The sequence below is a fragment of the Buchnera aphidicola (Brachycaudus tragopogonis) genome, assembly GCF_964059175.1.
GTDB lineage: Bacteria > Pseudomonadota > Gammaproteobacteria > Enterobacterales > Enterobacteriaceae > Buchnera > Buchnera aphidicola_BM.
Map to the genome: position 1 here is coordinate 143,017 of NZ_OZ060418.1, position 22,281 is coordinate 165,297.

Here is a 22,281-nt window from a genome sequence, read left to right on the forward strand (position 1 = left end):
TCAGTCTCTTTTTTCTTGACATAGTGGAAAACCTATTTTTTTTCTTATATTAAAGTGTTTTTGAGCAATTTGCGTTGTTAGCTTACGTACACGTAAAATATAATTTTGACGTTCATTCAAAGATACTGCTTTTCTTGCATCTAATAAATTAAATATATGATTAGCTTGTAGTGTTTTTTCATATGCCACGAGCAATAGTGGTGGTTTTAAATTTATTAATTTTTGTGCTTCTAATTCGTATCTTTTAAAAGAATTGAATAAAAAATCAATATCAGCATATTGAAAATTATATTTTGATTGTTCTATTTCGTTTTGTTTAAAAATATCACCATAAGTTATGATTTTATTTTTGTTTTTATTCCAAATAAGATCATATACATTTATTTTTTTTTGTATATGCATAGCAATTCTTTCTAGTCCATATGTTATTTCAATAGTAACAGGATCACATTCTAATCCACCCACTTGTTGAAAATAAGTAAATTGAGTGATTTCCATCCCATTTAACCAAACTTCCCAACCAATTCCCCAAGCACCTAATGTAGGATTTTCCCAATTATCTTCTACAAAACGTATATCATGTACTGTTTTATCTATATTTAATAAATTTAATGAATTTAGATAGATTGTTTGGATGTTTTTTGGAGGAGGTTTTATAACAACTTGAAATTGATAATAGTGTTGTAAACGATTAGGGTTTTCTGCATATCTGCCATCGGCAGGACGACGACAAGGTTGTACATATGCTGCTCTTATTGGTTCAGGCCCAATAGTACCTAAAAAAGTTATATTATGAAATGTACCAGCGCCTATTGGAAGGTCTAGTGGTTGAAAAATAGTACATTCTTGTTGCATCCAGTATTGTTGTAAAATTTTAATTAGATTATAAAAAGTATTATGATAATTTTTCATTTCATATCCAGAAGGGGGGATAATAGAAGATATATTTTATGTTTGTTATAATTATATGTAATAATAAGTGTATGTATTTTTTGTATTAATGATTCGTTCATATTAATAATTTTTTATATATTTACGTTATTTAAATAATTAAAAAATAGATATAAAATCTTATTCATTGTAAAAAATAAAATAATTATGATAAAACTTAGTCAAGAAGCTTATTTAGCACATAGTGCATTGTTAGAAAAAAAAATAGAAAACTCTATTTTAAGAGAATACAATGATATAAATGAAAAAGAAAGAGAATTATTAATTGCTGAACATATATGTAAAATTATGCTTCTACTTAACTTGAATTTAAGCGATGATAGTTTAAAAGATACACCAGCTCGTATATCAAAAATGTATAGCTATGAAATTTTTTCAGGATTGGATTATAAAAATTTTCCAAAAATTACATTTATAGATAATAAAATGAAGATGAATGAAATAATTATAATTAAAAATATAGTATTGATTAGTACTTGCGAACATCATTTTATTACTATGAATGGACAAGCTACAGTTGCATATATTCCTAAAAATAAAATTATAGGATTATCTAAAATAAATAGAATTGTACAATTTTATGCTAAAAGACCTCAAATACAAGAGCGTTTAACGAAACAAATATTAACTGTATTACAAGTTTTATTAGAAACCAATGATGTTGCAGTTGTTGTTAGTATGGAGCATTTTTGTGTTAAAGCACGTGGAGTTTGTGATGTAAACAGTAGTACTATGACTTCTTGTTTAGAAGGTTTATTTAAATCTAATAAAAATATTCGCAATGAATTTTTTTATAAAAAAAATATTTGTGAATGAATTAAATATATTTCATTTATTTTTATTGATTAAAAAAGACTTTCTCAGTATTATATTGTTTTTAAGATTGATTTGAAATTATATTAAAAAAAATAAATTTTTTTAATATTTTATATATGCTTATTATATAATTCTTTTTTAGTTTTTTTATTTAGATCTATTCAAATATTTTTAATAACATTACAATAGAAAATCTTATTACAGGAAAAAATAAAAAAATGAAGTATATTGGTGCGCATATTAGTTCTTCTGGAGGCTTAGAAAAAGCAGTTTTTCGTGCTTTTCAAATAAAAGCAACAGCTTTTTCTTTTTTTACTAGAAATCAACGGCAATGGATTTCTCCTCCATTAGATCAAGAAACAATATATACTTTTAAACAAGCTTGCATTAAATATAAATTTAAACCTCATCAAATTTTACCTCATAGTAGTTATTTAATTAATTTAGGTCATCCTATTAATAATTTACTAGAAAAGTCACGAATTTCTTTTATTAATGAAATGCTGCGTTGCAGTGAATTAGGTTTAATGTTTTTAAATTTTCATCCTGGTAGTCATTTAAATAAAATCACTGAGCATGACTGTTTGTTAAGAATTTCTGAGTCTATTAATATAGCGTTAGATAAAACTAAAAACATAATTGCAGTAATAGAAAATACTGCAGGACAGGGAACAAATGTCGGATATTGCTTTGAACATTTATCTGAGATTATTAAACATATTAACGATAAATCTAGAGTAGGTGTATGTATTGATACATGTCATTTATTTGCTTCAGGATATGATTTACGAACTCAAAAAGATTGTGAAAATACCTTTGAGCAATTTAATAATATAATAGGGTTTAAATATCTAAGAGGTATGCATTTAAATGATTCTAAAAGAAAAATTAATAGCCGAGTTGATCGTCATGAAAATTTAGGATTAGGTGAAATAGGAAATTTATCTTTTAAATGGATCGTAAGAAATAATAATTTTTGTAATATTCCTATTATTTTAGAAACAGTTGATTCTACTCTGTGGGAAAAAGAAATTTCTTGGTTAAGATTACAACAACAATTGTGATTAAATAAATTCGTTTTTTATATAAAGAGAGAAAATTATGTTAATAGTTTATGCTGATTTAAGAAAAGAAAAAGGAAAAAGTATTAGTAGAAGATTACGTGTTAAAAATAAATTTCCAGGCGTTTTATATGGAGTCAATCAAGATAATACTTTACTTACGTTAGATCATAATTTTATTTTTAACTTACAGAAAAAAGTAGATTTTTATAAAAAATCTTTATTATTAGTCATTAAAGATCAAAAATATAAAGTAAAAGTTCAAGCTGTTCAACATCATTCATTTAAATTAAAATTATTACATATTGATTTTTTACATGTTGAGTAACTTAAACTAATATAATTTTTTAGTATTTAACATTGATTTAAAGCAATTTTTTTATTATATATTAAACAATATAGAAAATAATATTTTTTTGAAAACTAACATTGTAGGGTGAAACTGTATAGCAATTAAGCTTATGATGCCAGAAGAAACAGTTATTATAGCTAGCCATCCGGTATTTTTTTGATTTAAGATGAAAGAAGTGGGTACATGATTTTTCCTCATTTTCCACCATTTTGATACCAACCATATTCCCAGCCAGATTAAAATGGAAATTATTAATAAAAACCATTTAAAATAGTCATTTTCAGGGTTTTGAGGTATTTTTATAGTTATACCGGTAACTATTCCAGGAAAAAAATATACTGGAGGCCATAATATACATCCAATAATACTCGGGAAAAAAAACTTATTTAATGGTAATTTTAGCATTCCAGAAATCATAGGTATTAAAGGTCGTGTTGGGCCTATAAATCTTCCAATAATAATGGTAATAATACTATGTTTATGTAACAAAGATTTTGTTTTATTAAACAATTTTTGGTTTCGTTTTAAAAATTTAAAATTACATAGCCAATTTTTAAAATATAATCCAATATAGTATGAGATCCAATCCCCTAGTAAACATCCTATTGTACCGGATATCCAAGCGGGATAAAATGATAGTCTTCCATCACCTATAAATGTACCTAGTGTAGTCATTAAAATAATACCAGGCAATAATAATCCCACTAAGGCAAGAGATTCTAAAAAAGAAACTATACCTACTACTAACAGTGAATAAGTTAAAGATTGCGTAATGAAGCTTGTTAACCAAGATTCCATAAATTCTCATTATTTAGATTTTGTGATTTGAAAAAGTATTTTTTATAAATATTTTATACTTTATATAATTTTTAAAATAACCTCAAGAAAAATTTTTTAATTTTATTTAAAATAAAACAATCAATATTTTTTATTAAACATATAATAAAAAAATTAAACTAATTAACACTTAAAATAAAACAAAAAAAGAAGAATTACAATGAAAATATGGATTTTTATAATTTTATATATTTTTAGTAGTATATCTTATGTTTCATCTAAAGAATTAGAAATAGATAATATTTCAGCTGTTATAAATGATGAAATTATATTAAATAGTGATATTAATAAGATTCTTATTTTATTTAAAAAAGAAGGTGTAGATTCCAGAATACCACTAAAAATTAATTTTTTAAGAGAAAAAGTGATTCAAAAATTAATTTTAGATGAATTAATATTACAAGAAGCAAATAGAATGAACGTTATCGTTACTGAAGAACAAATCAATGACATGATTAAACAGATAGCTTTAAAAAAAAATATTACTATTGATGAATTAAAAAATAACATTTTGTTTCATAGTAATTTTACTTATAAAAATTACATCAATAATATTGAAAAAATTTTAAAAATTAGAATGGTTCAAGATTATGAATTAAATAAACGTATTAATATTTCTGAAAAAGAAATAAATGTTGTTTTTAACAAATTAGTTGATGATAATAAAAAATTAAAAAAGATAAATTTAAGTTATATTTTATTGCCTATTTTAAAAGAAAATTCTGATATTTTAATCAATAACAAAAAAAAAATAGCAGAGAGTATTATAAAAAAACTCACGAAAGGTTACAATTTTGAAAAAATGTATCAAGAATGTAAAAAAAATAATAGTTTGTTTTTAGTTAAAAAAATGTTTTGGATGAATTTGCAAGATATAAAAAATGTTTTTTCTGATTTTGTTGAAATTTCAGAAAAAGGACAAATTTTAGGGCCTTTTTTAAGTGATAAAGGATTTTATATTTTTAAAGTTAACGATATTCACAACAATAAAGAAAATATTATAACTGAATTTTATATACAGCATTGTTTAATAAAACCTTCGATTATTAAAACTGATTTAGAATCAAAAAATAATATTTTAGAAATATATAAAAATATTAAGAGTGGAGTTTATAGTTTTGATTATGCTGTTAAAAATTTATCTCAAGATGTTTATTCATCTAATAAGAATGGTGATATTGGATGGATTTCTAAAGAATTTTTTAATGATGATTTTAATAAAGTATTAATGTGTTTGAAAAAAAATGAAATAAGTAAGCCTATTAAATCTAATTCTGGATGGCATATAGTAAAATTGTTAGACAAACGTCAAATAGATACATTTTATCGTGTTAAAAAAAAAGAAGCGTATAATATTTTATTTCTTCAAAAAACGGCATTAGAAAAACAGCAGTGGATAAAAGATCTTAAAAATGTTTCTTATATAAAAATTATAAGACCATAGTATATATTTTTTTATTGATAAAAATTATAAAAATAATAAGTATTAATTTATGAATATAAAAATTTTAAAAAAATATTTTCCTTTAAAAAGATACGGACAGAATTTTCTCATCAATAACAGTATTATAAATAATATTATTGAAAAAATAAATCCAAATATAGAACAAACATTAGTAGAGATTGGTCCAGGATTGGCTGCTTTAACTAAACCAATGTGCCAAATTTTAGAAGAATTAATTGTTATTGAAATAGATTCAAATTTGTTATTTTTATTGAAACAAGAATTGTTTTATTCAAAATTAATAGTTTTTTTTCAAGATGCTTTAACTTTTGATTATACAAAACTATTTTATAAAAAAAATCAATTAATTCGTATTTTTGGGAATTTACCATATAACATTTCTACATCTTTGATTCTTTTTTTATTTAAGCATATTGCAGTGATTAAAGATATGAATTTTATGTTACAGAAAGAAGTTGCTGAAAGATTAACTGCTTCACCTGGAAGTAAATCTTATGGTCGTTTAAGTATTATAGCTCAATATTATTGTAGTATTAAAATATTGTTAAATGTTACACCTGAAAATTTTTGGCCAGTACCCAAAGTTCATTCTATGTTTGTTAATTTGACTCCTCATCATCATTATCCTTATTTTGTTTATGATGTCAATTTTTTAAGTCTTGTAACAAATAAAGCTTTTCAAAACAGAAGAAAAATATTACGACATAGTTTAAAAGATTTATTTTCCGAAATAATTTTAATAAAATTAGATATTAATCCTAGATTAAGAGCTGAAAATATTTCTATATTTCAATATTGTCAATTAGCTAACTATTTATATAAAAAAATTTTAAAAAAATAATTTAAATCGTTTTATAAAGTATTTAATTTTTATTTTAAGAGAAAAAATCTATATGAGTACTTATTTTATTAGTGATATTCATGGTTGCTATAAAGAACTTAAGCTTCTTTTAAAAAAATCAGGTTTTAATAGTCAAAAAGATTTTTTATGGATTGCAGGTGATCTGGTATCAAGAGGACCTGATTCTTTAAAAGTATTAAGATATCTTTATTCTTTTAAAAGTAGAGTAAAAATAGTACTTGGCAATCATGATATAAATTTAATTGCAATTTTTTCTGGTATAAAGAAAAACAAAAAAGAAAATTTTTTTGATGAATTACTTGTGTCTAAAGATAGTTCTGAATTAATCAATTGGTTAAGATGTCAATCTTTATTAAAAATTGATAAAAATCGTAAAATTATTATGGTACATGCGGGTATTAGTCCACAATTAGATATTGATACTTTACAAAATTATGCATTGAATATTGAAGAATTTTTATCTAATGATAATTATGCTTTATTTCTTGAAGCTATGTATAGTAATAGTATAGTTTTTTGGGAATCAAAATTAAATAGATTAGATCGATTAAGATATAGTATAAATGTACTGACAAGAATGAGGTATTGTTATCCTGATGGTCGATTAAATATGTTTTATAAACAATCTCCTAATTTTATTAAATATCCTTTGCAACCATGGTTTTTAAATCAACAAAAAAGTCCAAAAAATTACTCTATTTTTTTTGGACATTGGTCTTCTTTAAAAGGTACTCCTATTCCTCAAGAATTTTTTTCATTAGATGGTGGTTGCTGCTGGGGCGGAGAATTAAAAATGTTACGATGGGAAGATAAAAAATGGTTTGTGCAGTCTTTTCTCATTAAATAATATAATTTTTTTAAAATTTTTTCAATTTATCTAGATAAAATTTCAAAACAATAATTGTAAAGATGATAACGGTCTTTGCGAAATTTTTTTTTAAATAGTATTTTCCAATCGGGATATAATTGATAATTAGGAAAATAAGTATCACCAGAAATGTAAGCGTCTATATGAGTTAAATATAATTTATTAGCATAAAATAACATTTTTTTATATATTTTAGCTCCTCCAATAATCATAATTTCTTGATCATATCTTGAAGAGATAAGAGCATTAGATATAGAATTAGCCCAAATAACACCTTTATTTTTAATTTTATTATTGCTAATTACTATATTGGTACGCATGGGTAAAGGTTTTTTTAATATAGAATCCCAAGTTACACGACCCATAATAACATTTTTGTTGATTGTATTCTGTTTAAACCATTTTAAATCTTCTGGGAGATGCCAAGGTATTTTATTATTATGTCCAATAACTAAATTTTTAGAAAATGCGGCAATTAAGCTAATATTCATGTGAATAAAAATGTCCGTAATATGAATTATAAATATGTTTTACAACATATTTATAAATGTTGCATTTTATATAAAATATATATTTTTTTAAAATAAATTTATTTTTTTATGCATTTCTTGAATTGATTTTACATTTTTAGTTGGTTTTTCATTTAAAGCCATAACAGTTGCAAACGCACCGTTTAAAGTTGTATCATAGTGTACTTTATATTGAAGAGCACTACGACATATTAATTTAGAATCTTTAAAGCCTTGATTACATGAGGTCGTATTAACAATATAGGAATATTCTCCGTTTTTTAAACGATCTTGTATATGAGGACGTCCTTCATGCACTTTGTTTACAAGTCTAGATAAAATACCAGATTTTTTTAAAGCCATAGATGTTCCTTTTGTTGCATCTATTTCAAATCCCAATTTTTTTAATTTAACAGCTAAATTTATAATATTATTTTTGTCATCATCTCTTACTGAAAGAAGAATACGACCTGATTTTTTCATATTTGTATGTGCACCAAGCATGGCCTTAGAAAAGGCTTCTGAAAAGTTATTGCCAATACCCATAACTTCTCCTGTAGAACGCATTTCTGGACCTAATATCGGGTCAACACCTTGAAATTTATCAAAAGGAAGAATTGCTTCTTTTACTGAAAAGTATGGAGGAACGATTTCTTTTGTAAAACCTTGCTCTAATAGTGTTTTTCCATACATGACTCGTACAGCAATTTTTGCTAATGCAAGTCCTGTTGCTTTTGAAACAAATGGAACTGTTCTTGCTGCTCTTGGATTTACTTCAATAATGTATATTTTATTTTTTTTTATGGCAAATTGTACGTTCATTAATCCTTTTACAGATAATTCAAAAGCTAATTTTATTACTTGTTTTCTTATTTCATTTTGAATTTCATGAGTTAATGTATATGCTGGCAAAGAACATGCAGAATCGCCTGAATGAATTCCGGCTTGTTCGATATGTTCCATAATACCGCCAATTAGAACTGTTTTTCCGTCGCATATAGCATCAACATCTACTTCTGTGGCATAGTCTAAATATTGATCTAATAAAATAGGAGTAACATTGTTTTCTTTTAAAATTATTTTAAAATAATTTTCTAAACCATATATATCGTAAACTATTTCCATAGCTCTACCACCTAATACATAAGATGGTCTTACCATAATAGGATAACCAATTATTTTCGCTTTTTTAATAGCTTGATCTAAAGTTAAAACTGTTGCATTTAAAGGTTGTTTTAATTTTAATTTTTTTACGGTTTTTTGAAAACGATTTCGATCTTCTGCATTGTCAATAGAATCAGGACTAGTTCCAATAATAGGTATGCCTTCTTTTTCAAATTGACGAGCTAATTTCAGTGGTGTTTGTCCGCCATATTGAATAATAATACCTTTAGGTTTTTCTATTCTTACAATTTCTAAAACATTTTCTAACGTAATAGGTTCAAAATATAATCTATCTGATATATCATAGTCCGTAGATACTGTTTCAGGGTTGCAATTAATCATAATTGCTTCAAAACCATCTTCTCGTAAAGCTTGAGCTGCATGTACACAGCAATAATCAAATTCTATACCCTGTCCTATTCTATTAGGACCACCACCTAATATAATTATCTTTTTATCATTTTTATTTGGATAAGATTCACATTCATCTTCCCATGTTGAATACATATATGCTGTTTCTGTTGAAAACTCTGCAGAGCATGTATCAATTCTTTTATATACAGGATGCAAATTTAATGTATAACGTAGTTTTCTTATTTCACTTTCTGTTTTTTGAGTAAGTGTTGCAATACGTTGATCAGAAAAACCTTTTCTTTTAATAAAATAAAAGAAATCATATTTTAATCCAATAAATTTATTATCGATAATTTTATTTTCTAAGAATATAAGTTCTTGAATTTGAATAAGAAACCATGGATCAATAGATGTTAATTCAAAAACATCATCCACAGACATACCAGCACGAAATGCATCACCTATATACCAAAGACGTTCAGAACCTGCCTCTTTTAATTCATATTTAATTTTGATTAAATATTCTGGATCTGAAGAAGATATTTTTGAATCAAATCCACTAGAACCAACTTCTAATCCACGAATAGCTTTTTGTATAGATTCTTGAAAAGTACGACCTATTGCCATTACTTCTCCTACAGATTTCATCTGTGTAGTTAATCTATCGTTACATCCTGGAAATTTTTCAAAATTAAATCTAGGTATTTTTGTGACTATATAATCTATCGATGGTTCAAATGATGCGGTAGTATTTGTCCCTGTAATATCGTTGGCGAGTTCATCTAGTGTATATCCTACGGCTAATTTAGCAGCAATTTTAGCAATTGGGAATCCAGTTGCTTTAGATGCTAGTGCAGAAGAACGAGAAACTCTAGGATTCATTTCAATAACAATCATTCTACCGTCTTTTGGATTAATTGCGAATTGTACATTAGAACCACCAGTTTCTACACCTATTTCTCTTAAAATTGACATAGAAGCATTTCTCATAACTTGATATTCTTTATCAGTTAGAGTTTGCGCAGGGGCTACGGTAATAGAATCACCTGTATGAATACCCATAGGGTCTAAATTTTCGATTGAACAAACAATAATACAATTATTATTTTTATCCCGTACGACTTCCATTTCGTATTCTTTCCAACCTATTAGAGACTCATCAATTAAAAGTTCTGTATTAGGAGATAACTTTAGTCCTCGTTCACAAATTTCTTCGAATTCTTCATGATTATATGCGATTCCCCCTCCATTGCCGCCCATAGTAAAAGAAGGTCGAATAATACATGGAAATCCTACATTTTTTAATACTGAAAAAGCTTGTTTGATACTATGTGCAATACCACATTTTGCAGTTTCTAAACCTAATTTTTTCATGGATTTTTCAAATAACTTTCTATTTTCAGCTTTTTTAATAGCATCAACTGTAGCACCTATTATTTGAACATTAAATAATTTTAAAATACCTTTTTTATCTAATTCTAAAGCACAATTGAGAGCTGTTTGTCCCCCCATTGTTGGTAATAATGCATTTGGTTTTTCTTTTTTAATAATTTTTTCTACTATTTTCCAATGAATAGGCTCAATATATGTAGCATCAGCCATTCCGGGATCAGTCATAATTGTCGCAGGATTAGAATTAACAAGAATAATTCTATAACCCTCTTCTTTTAAAGCTTTACAAGCTTGTGCACCTGAATAATCAAATTCACATGCTTGTCCAATAACTATTGGTCCTGCTCCAAGAATTAAAATTGATTTTATATCAGTAGATTTAGGCATTTTTTTTCCCTAATTAATTACTGAGTTTTATTTTTTTGATGAATGATTAATTGAATAAAATGATCAAATAAAGAAGAAGCGTCATGTGGTCCTGGACTAGCTTCTGGATGTCCTTGAAAACTAAAAGCTAATTTATTTATTAAAGATAATCCTTGTAACGTACCATCAAAAAGAGAACTATGTGTAATTTTTATATTATTTGGCATGTTTTTATTGTCTACAGTAAAACTATGATTTTGAGATGTAATAATAACTCTATTAGTTTTTATTTCTTTTACTGGATGATTGCCTCCATGATGTCCAAATTTCATTTTTACGATTTTAGCTCCACTAGCTAAAGCAAGTAATTGATGTCCTAAACATATTCCAAAAATAGGAATATTAATTTTTAAAAAGTATTGAATAGCTTTAATGGCATAATGACAAGGCCTTGGATCGCCTGGTCCATTAGACAAAAAAATTCCATCTGGAAGTAGATTTAATACTGTTTTCGGATCAGTAGAAGCAGGAACAATTGTTAAATAACAGCCTCTATCTACCAGCATACGTAATATGTTTCTCTTAACACCAAAATCATATACAACAACGTGAAATAAAGATTTTTCTTTTTTAATAGAAAAGAATTTTTTTTTATTAAGCAGAAAACTGCCTTCGCTCCAATTATAAACAAATTTAGTAGATACTTTTTTTGCTAAATCTAATCCTTGTAAGCTTAAAAAATTTTTAGCATTTTTATGTGCGATAGAATAATTTTCTTCTTTATCTTCTATAATACATCCATTTTGAGAACCTTTTATACGCAAAATACGGGTCAGTTTTCTGGTATCAATATCAGATATTGCAACAATGTTATTTTCTTTTAAATAAGAAGAAAAATTCTTTTTATTTCGGTAATTGCTTGCAATTGGTGACAAATCACGAATAATAAGTCCTTTAGCATGAATTTTAGATGATTCTTCATCATTAGAATTAGTTCCAACGTTTCCAATATGGGGATGAGTTAATGTTATAATTTGATGTGAATAAGAAGGATCAGTGATTATTTCTTGATAACCAGTTATTGATGTATTAAATACAACTTCACCTACAGTTATTCCTTGTGCTCCAATAGCTCGTCCGTGAAATCTAGTCCCGTCTTCTAAAACTAGTACTGCTAATTGGCTCAAAACATCCTCCATTACAAAAGTATTTTTTTTAGTTTAACTAAAATTAATATTTTTGTCTATTATGATAATAAACATTTATACATTTTTGAATATTATATTATATTAATTTGTTACTTAAATGATAGTACATCTTTCATGTCAAATAAACCTATCTTTTTTTTATGTAGCCATATTGCAGATTGTATAGCACCTTTAGCAAAACAAATTCTATTTGATGCGGTATGAGTTATCTTTATTTCCTCACCAGAACTAGAAAACATTACAGTATGCTTTCCTACAATTTCACCTGCACGTACAATAGAAAAACCAATTTTTTTTGCTTCTCTAATTCCAGTTATTCCTTGTTTATAGTATATAGAATGTTTTTTTAAATTCCAATTCATAACTTTTGATATTACTTTTCCTATTGATAATGCTGTACCTGAAGGCGCGTCTATTTTGTTTCGATGATGAAAATCTATAATATCAATATCAGAATTTTCTCCTATAATCTTTGTGGTTTGTTCAACTAATTGAAATAGTAAATTTATTCCTATACTAAAATTTGATGACATAATTATACCAGTCTTTTTAGAATACATTTCTATAGTATGCATTTCTTCTTCTGAAAAACCAGTAGTACCAATAACAATGTTTTTTTTAAATTTACCACAATATTTTAAGTAATGTAATGTAGCATTAGGATTTGTAAAATCAATTAAAACGTCAAAATCTTTGTTTATTTTATTAGTTGCAAGAACACCTATTTTTCCTATTCCGAGAGAATCTCCAATATCTTGATTGATGAGTGGATGATTTTTTTCCACTAATGCTAGTGTTAAACATGTATGTTGATTTTTTTTTATTTCTTTAATAAGTGTTTGGCCCATTCTCCCCATAGGACCAGTAATAGCAATACGAGTGATTGTTTTATTCATTGTTTTTTTTCTCAGTTTTATCTAAAAATTTTTTTATAGATAATAGTTGTTTAGGTATTTTAAAAACTGTTGTTTCCTTAGTTCCTATCATTTCTATTGTTTGATTAGCGCCTAGTTTTTTTAAATATTGAATGACTTCTGTAACTAATATTTCTGGTGCAGAAGCACCAGCGGTAATACCGATATAATTAATATTTTTTAACCATTTTTTTTTAATGTCAATAAAAGAATCAATAAGTTTTGTAAATGTTCCATTTTCTCTTCCTAATTCTGCTAGTCTATTAGAATTAGAAGAATTTTTTGATCCTACTACTAATATCATATCAGTTATTTTTGATAATTGATTAACTGCTTTTTGACGATTAGTTGTTGCATAACATATATCTTCTTTAATAGGACCAGAAATGTTAGGAAATTTTTTCTTTAAAGCATAAATAATATTTTTGGTATATGAGATTGATAGAGTAGTTTGTGTAACAAAATTTAATTTTTGATGACTTTTAATAGATAATTGATTCACATCTTCTATAGATTGAATAAGATATATTTTTCCATTTTTATTATCGTATTGTCCTATTGTACCCTCTACTTCAGGGTGACCTTTATGACCAATAAGAATTGTTTTTATACCCATTGAGCTAGATTTTGATACTTCTTTGTGCACTTTTGTAACTAAAGGACAAGTAGCATTTAAAATTGTTAACTTTTTTTTAATAGCTTCTTTTTGAACTTGTTTTGAGACTCCATGTGCTGAAAAAACAATTATAGAATAATCTGGAATTTGTGAAATTTCTTCAACAAAAATAACTCCTTTTCGACATAATTGATTTACTACGTATTGATTATGTACGAGCTCGTGCTTAATATATATTGTTCTTTTATATATTTTTAATGCATTTTCAACTATTAAAATTGCTCTTTTAACACCCGCACAAAAACCTCTAGGATTGGCTAATATAATATTCACTTTATGTCTCCATAAATATTCATGTTAATAAGAATTGAATATTATGTAAAACTATTGAAGTCATTTAATTTTTTGTTCGTATTAATATAAGAATACCAAAAAAAATACTGCAATCAGCTATGTTAAATGTAGCAAAGTGCCAATTTTTAATATGTATATCAATAAAGTCTATGACAAAACCATAAAAAGTACGATCTATTAAATTTCCAATTGCTCCTGCAATAATAAAAGAATAAGCTTTTATTTTATTTGATTCTTTTTTTTTAGATTTTATGATTATTCTTGCAATAACTAATATAGTTAACGTACTAATAATTGATAGTAACCATCTTTTAGATTGTCCTTGAGTAGATAATAAACTAAATGCTACACCATAATTATGCGTATGAAATAAATTTAACATTGAAAAAATTTTTTGTGTATCATGTATTTTTGTATGATTTATAATCCACAATTTACTCATCATATCAATGATGACAACAATAATTATTATTATATAATTCCAGTGTTTATTCTCTTTTAAATGTTGTTTTTTCATTATACAAATATACGTTTTTCACCATTTCCGATTGTATTTAAAATACAGCGATTGCAGATATTACTATCGTGTATGTGATTTTTAATATCAATAGAATAATGCCAACATCGTAAGCATTTTTGTTTTTCTACTTTTTCTAAAGATATTTTCAAATAAGAAATAGTTTTGCTTTTTTTTGTATTTTCAGGAGCTTTATCATAAAGTTTGACTGTTGCATTAGATGTTAAAAATATAAATTTTAATTCTTTTCCTAATAATTTTAATTTTTTTAATAATTCAGGTAAGACATATAATGTTACAGAAGCTTCCAGTGAATTATTAATATTTTTGTTCTTAATCTCTATTTCTATAAATTTATTTATTTCATTTTTAATATTTATTATTTCATTCCAAAATTGATAATTAAACAAATCATCTTGTTCTAAATGGAATAGTTTATCAAACCATTCTTCTGTAAATACATATTGAGATTTTTTTTCTGGTAAATAATTCCAAATTTCATCCGCTGTAAAAGAGAGTATTGGTGCTATCCATCGTACCAATGAATTAATAATATAATACATAGCTGTTTGACAGCTACGTCTTTCTTTGCTATTTGTTTTTAGAGTGTATTGTCTATCTTTTATAATATCAAGATAAAAAGAACCCATTTCCATAGAGCAGAAATACATCAAACGTTGAACTACTCCATGAAAGTTATAATTATTATAAAATTTAATAATTTCTTCTTGAACTATTTTAGTTTGGCCGATAGCCCATTTGTCTAAAAAAATCATTTCATCTTTATTTATTATGTGTTTTTTAGGTTCAAAATCATTTATATTTGCAAGTAAAAATCGTGCTGTATTTCTAATTCTACGATATGCATCTGATGAATTTTTTAAAATTTCTTCAGAAATAGAAATATCATTACAATAATTAGAAGATGCAACCCATAATCTTAAAATATCAGCACCTAATTTGTTAATTATATTGTTAGGACTTATAGTATTTCCAATAGATTTAGACATTTTTTGTCCTTTTCCATCAACTACGAATCCATGAGTTAATACTTCAGAATAAGGTGCTTTTCCAGAAATTAATGTTGATATTATTAAAGAAGACATAAACCAACCTCTATGTTGATCTGAACCTTCTAAGTACATATCTGCATTATTTTTAGTATATTTTTTGTTTTTATAATTTATTGAAGTATGTGTATTTCCTGATTCAAACCATACATCTAATATGTCTAATATTTGAATATATGATTGATATTTTTGACCTAGTATTTTTTTTAAATCTAAATTCCAACATACTTGTATTCCTTCTAATTCTACTTTTTTTGCTATTTTTTCCATTAACAATGAGTTTTGAGGATGGATTTTTCCTGTTTCTTTATTTATAAAAATTGACATTGGTACACCCCATCTTCTTTGTCTTGAAATGCACCAATCAGGTCTTTTTTTAATCATTTCTTTTATTCTAGATTCACCCCATGTAGGTATCCAAAATACTTTTTTTATTTCTTGTAGAGATTGATTTCTTAATTTACATTGATCAATATTTATAAACCATTGAGGAGTAGCTCGATAGATAATTGGAGTTTTATGTCTCCAACAATGTGGATAATTATGATTTAAATTTTCATGATGTAATAAAAGATCTTTGTCAATTAATAATTTTATAATAATTGGATTGGCATTTAAAACATTTATACCATCTAACTTAGGGTGTGTATTAGAAACATAGTTACCATTAATATTTACTAAATGACTTGTTTTAATATTATATTTTTGGCTAACTATATAATCATCAGGTCCATGATCTGGTGCAGTGTGAACAGCTCCTGTACCAGATTCAAGATTAACGTGTTTTCCTAAAATTATAGGTAGATAGACATTTTTTAAAAATGGATGTAAAAAGTTTATTTTTTCTAAAAATTTTCCTTTTATAGAGTTAATTGCTAGCCATTTTTTTATTTTTAATTTATTTAATACATGAGGAACTAATGCCTCTGCTATAATAAAATATGATTTTTTAGTTTCTATTAATTGATATTGAAAATCTGGATGTATTGTAATTGCTTTACTAGATGGCAGTGTCCAAGGTGTTGTTGTCCATATAGGAAGATATATTTCTTTATTATTTAATTTAAAAGAATTAAATATTTTTTTTATAATTGAATTATTCTGACTTTTTAATGCCACTATAATTGAATCAGATTTTTTTTCAAAATATTCAATCTCTGCTTCAGATAATGAAGAAGAGCATTGTAGACACCAATATATAGGTTTAAAATCTTGATATAAGTATTTTTTTTCAATTATTTTTGATAGTGTTCTAATGATGTTTGCTTCATTTTTAAAATCCATTGTAAGATGAGGTTTTTCCCAATCACCTATGACTCCTAGTCTTATAAAATCTTTTTTTTGTGCTTTAATTTGACTTTGTGCATATTTTCTGCATTTTTTTTGAAATTCTAAAGTAGATATTTTTTCATTTTTACAGATAATTAATTCTTCTACTTTTTGCTCAATGGGAAGTCCATGACAATCCCATGATGGAATAAAGGGTGCGTCAAATCCTGATATGTTTTTAGATTTTATAATAATATCTTTTAAAATTTTATTAACTGCATGTCCAATATGAATATTACCGTTGGCATATGGTGGTCCATCATGAAGAAAGAAAATTTTTTTTCCTTCTTTTTTTTTCCTAATTAATTGATATAGATGATTTTCATTCCAATTTTTTAAAATTTTTGGTTCTTTTTGTGAAAGATTGCCTCTCATAGAAAATTTTGTGGTAGGTAAGTTTAAAGTTTTTTTATAATTATTCATTATTTTTTCTTTATTTTTTAATGTTAATGTTTATAAATTTTAAAATAGTTTTTAACTATTAAAATATCTTGAAAAATCTGATTTTTTAATAATTCTTTTGAAGTAAAAATTTTTTCATCACGTATTTTTTTGTATAAAATTACTTCTATGTGTTTTCCATATAAATCTATGTTTTTATCGAATAAATAAACTTCAAGTACTCTGTTTTTTTCACAATCCATAAAACTAGGCTTAATCCCAATATTACATATTCCTAAACATATTTTATTAGAAAAATAATGAACTTTTACCGCATATACTCCATGAGTAAATAAAGATTTTTTTTTTAGAGATATATTTGCTGTTGGATAACCTAAAGTTCTTCCTCTAGCATATCCATGAACTACTCGACCGGAAATACTTAATAGACGCCCAAGAAGAAGAGAAGCTAACTTTATGTTGTTTTTAGATAATGCAATTCTAATATTAGTACTACTAATTTTAATGTTGTTTTTATATAATGCTTTAATTTTTACAATCTGAAATTGATATTGATTTCTTAATTTTTCTAAAAGATTAATGTCTCCGCTTCTTTTCACGCCAAATTTAAAGTCATCTCCTATTACTATAAATTTCATGTGTAGTTTATTTATCAGTATATTTATGATAAAATCTTCTGGACTTAAAGATTGAAAAGAACGATTAAATTTAATGCATAAAATTTTATCAATATTATAAAGTGAAATATGTTTTATTTTTTCTCGAAATGTTGTAATCCGCATTGGAGCATCATTATATCTTAAAAATTCTAATGGTTGAGGTTCAAACAAAATTACTATAGTCGGTATATTGTATTTTTTACTTATTTGATGTGCACAAGAGAACAATTTTTGATGACCTAAATGTATTCCATCAAAATTACCAATAGTAACAACTGAATGCGAAATTATTTCTTTAATGTTATGAATACCTCGTATAATCTTCATTTTTTAATTAGCCTTATCAATTCAATGAAGAAAATTATATATAAAGATATTTATTATTAAAAATATTATATATAATATTTTTAGTTTTAGTAAAAACATATTTTTTAGTATATTCATTAATATTATCTTTTCAAATAAATGTTTATTTTTTTAACTTAGAGGTGACACTTGGCCAATATTAAATCTGCTAAAAAGGATGCGGTGACATCAGAAAAACGTCGGAAACAAAATACTAGTAGACGTTCCATGATTCGTACTTTTATTAAAAAAGTACGAATTGCTATTTTGTCTGGCAATATAAATACTGCACAGGATGCATTTAAGAAAATGCAACCTATTATTGATAGCCATGTAAATAAAGGGTTAATACATAAAAATAAAGCTGCGCGTTATAAATCTAATTTATTATTTCAAATTAATAAGATGTGTAAAGATTAACATTTTATTAAAATAGTATTGCCTCTAATTTAATTCAGAAGCAATACTTTATAATATCTTATCGTGTTAAATCATCGAAAAATCTTTTAACTCCATCAAAAAATCTTTTAGAACGAGGACTATTATTTTCTCCTCTAAAATCATTAAAACTTTTTCCTAATTCATGTAAAAGATTTTTTTGTTGTTCATTAAGATTAACCGGTGTTTCTACTACAACACGACATAATAAATCACCTTGATTTCTATTTTGCATTGATCTCACTCCTCGCCCACGAATGCGGAAGAGCTTTCCTGATTGTGTTTCACATGGTATTTTAAGTTTTACTCTTCCATCTAGTGTAGGTACTTCTATTTCACCACCTAATGCAGCCATAGTAAAATTTATTGGTACTTCACAATATAAATTATTTTCTTCTCTTTCAAAAATAGGATGTTTTTTTACTGAAATTTGAACATAAAGATCCCCAGATTGTGCGCCATTAGATCCAGCCTCTCCTTCGTTATTTAAACGTATTCTATCATTATCATCAATACCAGGTGGAATTTTGACTAACAGTGTTTTATAGGTTTCTACTCGTCCTTGTCCATGACATCCATTGCATGGATGTTTAATTATTGTCCCTCTCCCTTGGCATGTAGGACAAGATTGTTGTACAGTAAAAAATCCTTTTCGAATATGTATTTGACCTTTACTATTACAGGTAGAACATGAATAAGGTTTAGTGCCAATACTAGCACCACTTCCATGACATTTTTTACATTTTTGAAGAGTTGGAATATGGATTTCTTTTTTAGTTCCTTTTACTGCTTCTTCTAATAATATTTCCATTTTATAGCATAAATCAGATCCTTTTTTAGCTCTTTTAGTTCTATTTCCTCCAAAAATATCACCAAAAACGTCTCCAAAAATATCGCTAAAATCTGAAGAACTAGTAAATGTGCTATATGTATTATTAGAATGACCATTTTCAAAAGCGGCATGTCCGTATTGATCATATGCAGTTCGTTTTTCTTCATTAATTAAAATTTCATAAGCTTCTTTGATTTCTTTGAATTTGTTTTCAGCAGTTTTATCTCCTTGATTTCGATCAGGATGATATTTCATTGCTAATTTTTTGTATGCTTTTTTAATTTCACGTTCTTCAGCTGATTTTGTAATACCTAAAATTTGATAATAGTCTTTTTTTGCCATGCTTATGCACTCGTTATCATTTTAAAATAATTGCACGGGCGTAGATAAGTTTCTACGCCCGTGCTAGTTTAAAGTCTGTTGTAATTTTTTTTATTCTATTTTTGATTAAAAGTTATTATTTTTTAGGATCTTTAATTTCTTCAAATTCTGCATCTACGACATTTTCGTCTTTTTTATCCGGTGACGTATTTTCTTGTTTTGAGTTTTCTTCTGATTTTTTTTGATTAATTTCTGCTAGCTTTGATGATGCTTTTAACAGTGTTTGTATGTTGTTTTCAATTTCAGATTTATTTTCTCCTTTTAATGTTTTTTCTAATTTTTCTAGAGCTGATTCGATTTCTTTTCTATCGTTTTCTTGAATTAAATCTTTATTTTCATTTAATTGTTTTTTTGTACTATGAACTAATTGATCACCTTGATTTCTTGTTTGTACTAGTTCTTCAAATTTTTGATCAGCTTCAGAATTTGCTTCTGCATCATTTACCATTTTTTGAATTTCTTCTTCATTAAGCCCAGAAGATGCTTTAATTGTAATTTTTTGCTCTTTTCCTGTTTTTTTATCTTTTGCAGATACATGTAGTATTCCATCAGAGTCAATATCAAATGTAACTTCAATTTGTGCTGTTCCTCTAGGTGCAGGTTGAATGCCATCCAGATTGAATTGTCCTAAAGATTTATTATCTGATGATTTTTTACGCTCACCTTGTAGTACATGTATAGTTACTGCTGATTGATTGTCTTCTGCTGTTGAAAATACTTGACTGTGTTTAGTTGGAATTGTAGTGTTTTTATTTATGAGTGAAGTCATTATACCACCCATTGTTTCAATTCCAAGTGATAAAGGAGTTACATCAAGTAATAAGACATCTTTAACATCACCAGAGAGAACTCCTCCTTGTACTGCAGCACCAACTGCTACGGCTTCATCTGGATTCACATCTTTTCTAGGTTCTTTGCCAAAAAAATCTGCCACTTTTTTTTGTACCATAGGCATTCTTGTTTGACCGCCTACTAAGATTACATCATTTATATCTGAAACTGATAATCCTGCATCTTTTAATGCTACTTTTAATGGCTCAATAGATCGTATAACTAAATCTTCTACTAAAGATTCTAATTTTGAACGAGTTACTTTGATATTTAGATGTTTAGGTCCATGAGAATCTGCTGTAATATATGGAAGATTTACATCTGTTTGCTGTGCAGATGATAATTCTATTTTTGCTTTTTCTGCAGATTCTTTTAAACGTTGCATAGATAATGGATCATTTCTTAAATCTATTCCTTGTTCTTTCTTAAATTCTTGGACTAAATAGTTAATTAATCTGCTATCAAAATCTTCTCCCCCAAGATGGGTATCTCCGTTTGTTGCTAGAACTTCAAAAGTTTTTTCTTTATCTACATCATCAATTTCAATAATAGATATATCAAAAGTTCCACCTCCTAAATCATATACAGCTATGGTTCTATTTCCTTGCCCTTTATCTAAACCGTAAGCAAGCGCTGCTGCAGTCGGTTCATTAATAATTCTTTTAACTTCTAGTCCGGCTATTCTTCCAGCATCTTTAGTTGCTTGACGTTGGGCATCGTTAAAATAAGCAGGAACTGTGATTACAGCTTCTGTTATTGATTCTCCTAAATAATCTTCGGCAGTTTTTTTCATCTTTTTTAATACTTCTGCAGAAATTTGAGGAGGTGCCATTTTTTGTTTTTTTATATCAATCCATGCATCACCATTATCAGAATTAATAATTTTGTAAGGCATTATTTTTATGTCGCGTTGTACTTCATCATCTTTAAATTTTCTACCAATTAAGCGTTTTATTGCAAAGAGTGTATTTTGTGGATTAGTTATAGCTTGACGTTTAGCTGGTTGTCCTACTAAAATCTCTCCTTCTTGAGTATATGCAATAATTGAAGGTGTAGTACGATCACCTTCAGAATTTTCTAAAACACGTGGTTTGTTGCCATCCATAATGGCAACACAAGAGTTGGTTGTTCCCAAGTCAATACCAATAATTTTACCCATTAAAATCTCTCCTTATTTAATATCTTGATCAATTGGGTTTTCAAACTTTATGCGGCCATTTTTTTTGGCTTTTAATAAGCTAAATAGGATTTTATTGTTCTTCATGTGCAATGTTGAATGATTATTAGATGGGGTCGCTTTTTCGATCATCAAGGGTCAAGGACAAAAAAAATGAAGTGAAACCAAGAGATTATCTAAAATGAAGTTTTTTTTGAAGACATATAAAATA

The 22,281-nt window shown here is 26.2% G+C and carries 19 protein-coding genes; 7 read left to right on the forward strand and 12 right to left on the reverse strand.

Translation table 11 applies throughout. The features are described 5' to 3' along the window. The gene (gene glyQ / locus AB4W64_RS00700; protein WP_367678142.1) at positions 1 to 912 is read right to left on the reverse strand and encodes a glycine--tRNA ligase subunit alpha; all 912 of its coding nucleotides are present in this window, start codon (positions 910 to 912) and stop codon (positions 1 to 3) included. A 186-nt stretch (positions 913 to 1,098) separates the two neighbouring features. On the opposite strand from glyQ, the gene folE reads away from it, so the two are divergent. The 3 genes from folE to rplY all read left to right on the forward strand — a co-directional run bounded on the left by folE (position 1,099) and on the right by rplY (position 3,156). Next, on the forward strand, positions 1,099 to 1,767 hold the full coding sequence (folE, locus tag AB4W64_RS00705) for a GTP cyclohydrolase I FolE (protein ID WP_367678143.1): 669 nt from the start codon (positions 1,099 to 1,101) through the stop codon (positions 1,765 to 1,767). A 218-nt stretch (positions 1,768 to 1,985) separates the two neighbouring features. Beyond that, positions 1,986 to 2,831 carry a deoxyribonuclease IV gene (gene nfo / locus AB4W64_RS00710; RefSeq protein WP_367678144.1) on the forward strand — a complete coding sequence of 282 codons (846 nt, stop codon included), beginning with the start codon at positions 1,986 to 1,988 and terminating at the stop codon, positions 2,829 to 2,831. A gap of 37 nt (positions 2,832 to 2,868) precedes the next feature. Then, a complete protein-coding gene (gene rplY / locus AB4W64_RS00715) occupies positions 2,869 to 3,156 on the forward strand; it encodes a 50S ribosomal protein L25 (protein ID WP_367678145.1) in 288 nt (95 codons plus the stop codon). A gap of 54 nt (positions 3,157 to 3,210) precedes the next feature. Here the strand turns inward: rplY and AB4W64_RS00720 are convergent, their stop codons facing one another. Beyond that, positions 3,211 to 3,978, reverse strand: a complete 768-nt coding sequence (locus AB4W64_RS00720; RefSeq protein ID WP_367678146.1) for a DedA family protein — start codon at positions 3,976 to 3,978, stop codon at positions 3,211 to 3,213. A gap of 193 nt (positions 3,979 to 4,171) precedes the next feature. On the opposite strand from AB4W64_RS00720, the gene AB4W64_RS00725 reads away from it, so the two are divergent. The 3 genes from AB4W64_RS00725 to AB4W64_RS00735 are packed head-to-tail and all read left to right on the forward strand — an operon-like array spanning position 4,172 to position 7,191. Next, positions 4,172 to 5,461 carry a peptidylprolyl isomerase gene (locus AB4W64_RS00725; RefSeq protein ID WP_367678287.1) on the forward strand — a complete coding sequence of 430 codons (1,290 nt, stop codon included), beginning with the start codon at positions 4,172 to 4,174 and terminating at the stop codon, positions 5,459 to 5,461. Positions 5,462 to 5,510: 49 nt separating this feature from the next. After that, complete coding sequence (gene rsmA / locus AB4W64_RS00730; RefSeq protein ID WP_367678147.1) at positions 5,511 to 6,323, forward strand: 16S rRNA (adenine(1518)-N(6)/adenine(1519)-N(6))-dimethyltransferase RsmA; 813 nt, start codon at positions 5,511 to 5,513, stop codon at positions 6,321 to 6,323. A gap of 52 nt (positions 6,324 to 6,375) precedes the next feature. Further along, complete coding sequence (locus tag AB4W64_RS00735; RefSeq protein ID WP_367678148.1) at positions 6,376 to 7,191, forward strand: symmetrical bis(5'-nucleosyl)-tetraphosphatase; 816 nt, start codon at positions 6,376 to 6,378, stop codon at positions 7,189 to 7,191. Positions 7,192 to 7,217: 26 nt separating this feature from the next. Here the strand turns inward: AB4W64_RS00735 and folA are convergent, their stop codons facing one another. The 8 genes from folA to ribF form a co-directional block, all read right to left on the reverse strand. After that, positions 7,218 to 7,703, reverse strand: coding sequence for a type 3 dihydrofolate reductase (gene folA, locus AB4W64_RS00740; RefSeq protein ID WP_367678149.1), 486 nt, complete (start codon positions 7,701 to 7,703; stop codon positions 7,218 to 7,220). Between the two features lie 87 nt (positions 7,704 to 7,790). Continuing rightward, complete coding sequence (gene carB / locus AB4W64_RS00745) at positions 7,791 to 11,018, reverse strand: carbamoyl-phosphate synthase large subunit (RefSeq protein WP_367678150.1); 3,228 nt, start codon at positions 11,016 to 11,018, stop codon at positions 7,791 to 7,793. Between the two features lie 17 nt (positions 11,019 to 11,035). Next, positions 11,036 to 12,196: a glutamine-hydrolyzing carbamoyl-phosphate synthase small subunit gene (gene carA / locus AB4W64_RS00750; RefSeq protein WP_367678151.1), complete on the reverse strand. Its 1,161-nt coding sequence runs from the start codon at positions 12,194 to 12,196 to the stop codon at positions 11,036 to 11,038. 98 nt (positions 12,197 to 12,294) lie between these two features. Then, on the reverse strand, positions 12,295 to 13,101 hold the full coding sequence (dapB, locus tag AB4W64_RS00755; RefSeq protein ID WP_367678152.1) for a 4-hydroxy-tetrahydrodipicolinate reductase: 807 nt from the start codon (positions 13,099 to 13,101) through the stop codon (positions 12,295 to 12,297). Continuing rightward, the gene (gene ispH / locus AB4W64_RS00760) at positions 13,094 to 14,068 is read right to left on the reverse strand and encodes a 4-hydroxy-3-methylbut-2-enyl diphosphate reductase (RefSeq protein WP_367678153.1); all 975 of its coding nucleotides are present in this window, start codon (positions 14,066 to 14,068) and stop codon (positions 13,094 to 13,096) included. Before ispH ends, dapB begins: the two co-directional genes overlap by 8 nt. A 64-nt stretch (positions 14,069 to 14,132) precedes the next feature. After that, a complete protein-coding gene (gene lspA / locus AB4W64_RS00765) occupies positions 14,133 to 14,606 on the reverse strand; it encodes a signal peptidase II (RefSeq protein WP_367678154.1) in 474 nt (157 codons plus the stop codon). After that, positions 14,606 to 17,428, reverse strand: a complete 2,823-nt coding sequence (ileS, locus tag AB4W64_RS00770) for an isoleucine--tRNA ligase (protein WP_367678155.1) — start codon at positions 17,426 to 17,428, stop codon at positions 14,606 to 14,608. The genes lspA and ileS overlap by 1 nt, the downstream gene beginning before the upstream one ends. 23 nt (positions 17,429 to 17,451) lie before the next feature. Next, positions 17,452 to 18,393: a bifunctional riboflavin kinase/FAD synthetase gene (gene ribF / locus AB4W64_RS00775; RefSeq protein WP_367678156.1), complete on the reverse strand. Its 942-nt coding sequence runs from the start codon at positions 18,391 to 18,393 to the stop codon at positions 17,452 to 17,454. Between the two features lie 168 nt (positions 18,394 to 18,561). Between ribF and rpsT the strand changes: the two genes are divergently transcribed. Then, positions 18,562 to 18,831 (forward strand): 30S ribosomal protein S20, encoded by a 270-nt coding sequence (rpsT, locus tag AB4W64_RS00780; RefSeq protein WP_367678157.1) that lies wholly within the window; start codon positions 18,562 to 18,564, stop codon positions 18,829 to 18,831. A gap of 58 nt (positions 18,832 to 18,889) precedes the next feature. Here rpsT and dnaJ read toward each other — a convergent pair whose 3' ends face one another. Both dnaJ and dnaK read right to left on the reverse strand, forming a co-directional pair. Next, positions 18,890 to 20,023: a molecular chaperone DnaJ gene (dnaJ, locus tag AB4W64_RS00785; RefSeq protein WP_367678158.1), complete on the reverse strand. Its 1,134-nt coding sequence runs from the start codon at positions 20,021 to 20,023 to the stop codon at positions 18,890 to 18,892. 115 nt (positions 20,024 to 20,138) lie between these two features. Next, positions 20,139 to 22,052, reverse strand: a complete 1,914-nt coding sequence (dnaK, locus tag AB4W64_RS00790; protein WP_367678159.1) for a molecular chaperone DnaK — start codon at positions 22,050 to 22,052, stop codon at positions 20,139 to 20,141. Positions 22,053 to 22,281 lie beyond the last annotated feature (229 nt).

Coding starts and splice junctions, on each gene's coding strand:
- glyQ (WP_367678142.1), bottom strand. CDS start 912: ATGAAAAATTATCATAATACTTTTTATAATCTAATTAAAATTTTACAA.
- folE (WP_367678143.1), top strand. CDS start 1,099: ATGATAAAACTTAGTCAAGAAGCTTATTTAGCACATAGTGCATTGTTA.
- nfo (WP_367678144.1), top strand. CDS start 1,986: ATGAAGTATATTGGTGCGCATATTAGTTCTTCTGGAGGCTTAGAAAAA.
- rplY (WP_367678145.1), top strand. CDS start 2,869: ATGTTAATAGTTTATGCTGATTTAAGAAAAGAAAAAGGAAAAAGTATT.
- AB4W64_RS00720 (WP_367678146.1), bottom strand. CDS start 3,978: ATGGAATCTTGGTTAACAAGCTTCATTACGCAATCTTTAACTTATTCA.
- rsmA (WP_367678147.1), top strand. CDS start 5,511: ATGAATATAAAAATTTTAAAAAAATATTTTCCTTTAAAAAGATACGGA.
- AB4W64_RS00735 (WP_367678148.1), top strand. CDS start 6,376: ATGAGTACTTATTTTATTAGTGATATTCATGGTTGCTATAAAGAACTT.
- folA (WP_367678149.1), bottom strand. CDS start 7,703: ATGAATATTAGCTTAATTGCCGCATTTTCTAAAAATTTAGTTATTGGA.
- carB (WP_367678150.1), bottom strand. CDS start 11,018: ATGCCTAAATCTACTGATATAAAATCAATTTTAATTCTTGGAGCAGGA.
- carA (WP_367678151.1), bottom strand. CDS start 12,196: ATGGAGGATGTTTTGAGCCAATTAGCAGTACTAGTTTTAGAAGACGGG.
- dapB (WP_367678152.1), bottom strand. CDS start 13,101: ATGAATAAAACAATCACTCGTATTGCTATTACTGGTCCTATGGGGAGA.
- lspA (WP_367678154.1), bottom strand. CDS start 14,606: ATGAAAAAACAACATTTAAAAGAGAATAAACACTGGAATTATATAATA.
- ileS (WP_367678155.1), bottom strand. CDS start 17,428: ATGAATAATTATAAAAAAACTTTAAACTTACCTACCACAAAATTTTCT.
- ribF (WP_367678156.1), bottom strand. CDS start 18,393: ATGAAGATTATACGAGGTATTCATAACATTAAAGAAATAATTTCGCAT.
- dnaJ (WP_367678158.1), bottom strand. CDS start 20,023: ATGGCAAAAAAAGACTATTATCAAATTTTAGGTATTACAAAATCAGCT.
- dnaK (WP_367678159.1), bottom strand. CDS start 22,052: ATGGGTAAAATTATTGGTATTGACTTGGGAACAACCAACTCTTGTGTT.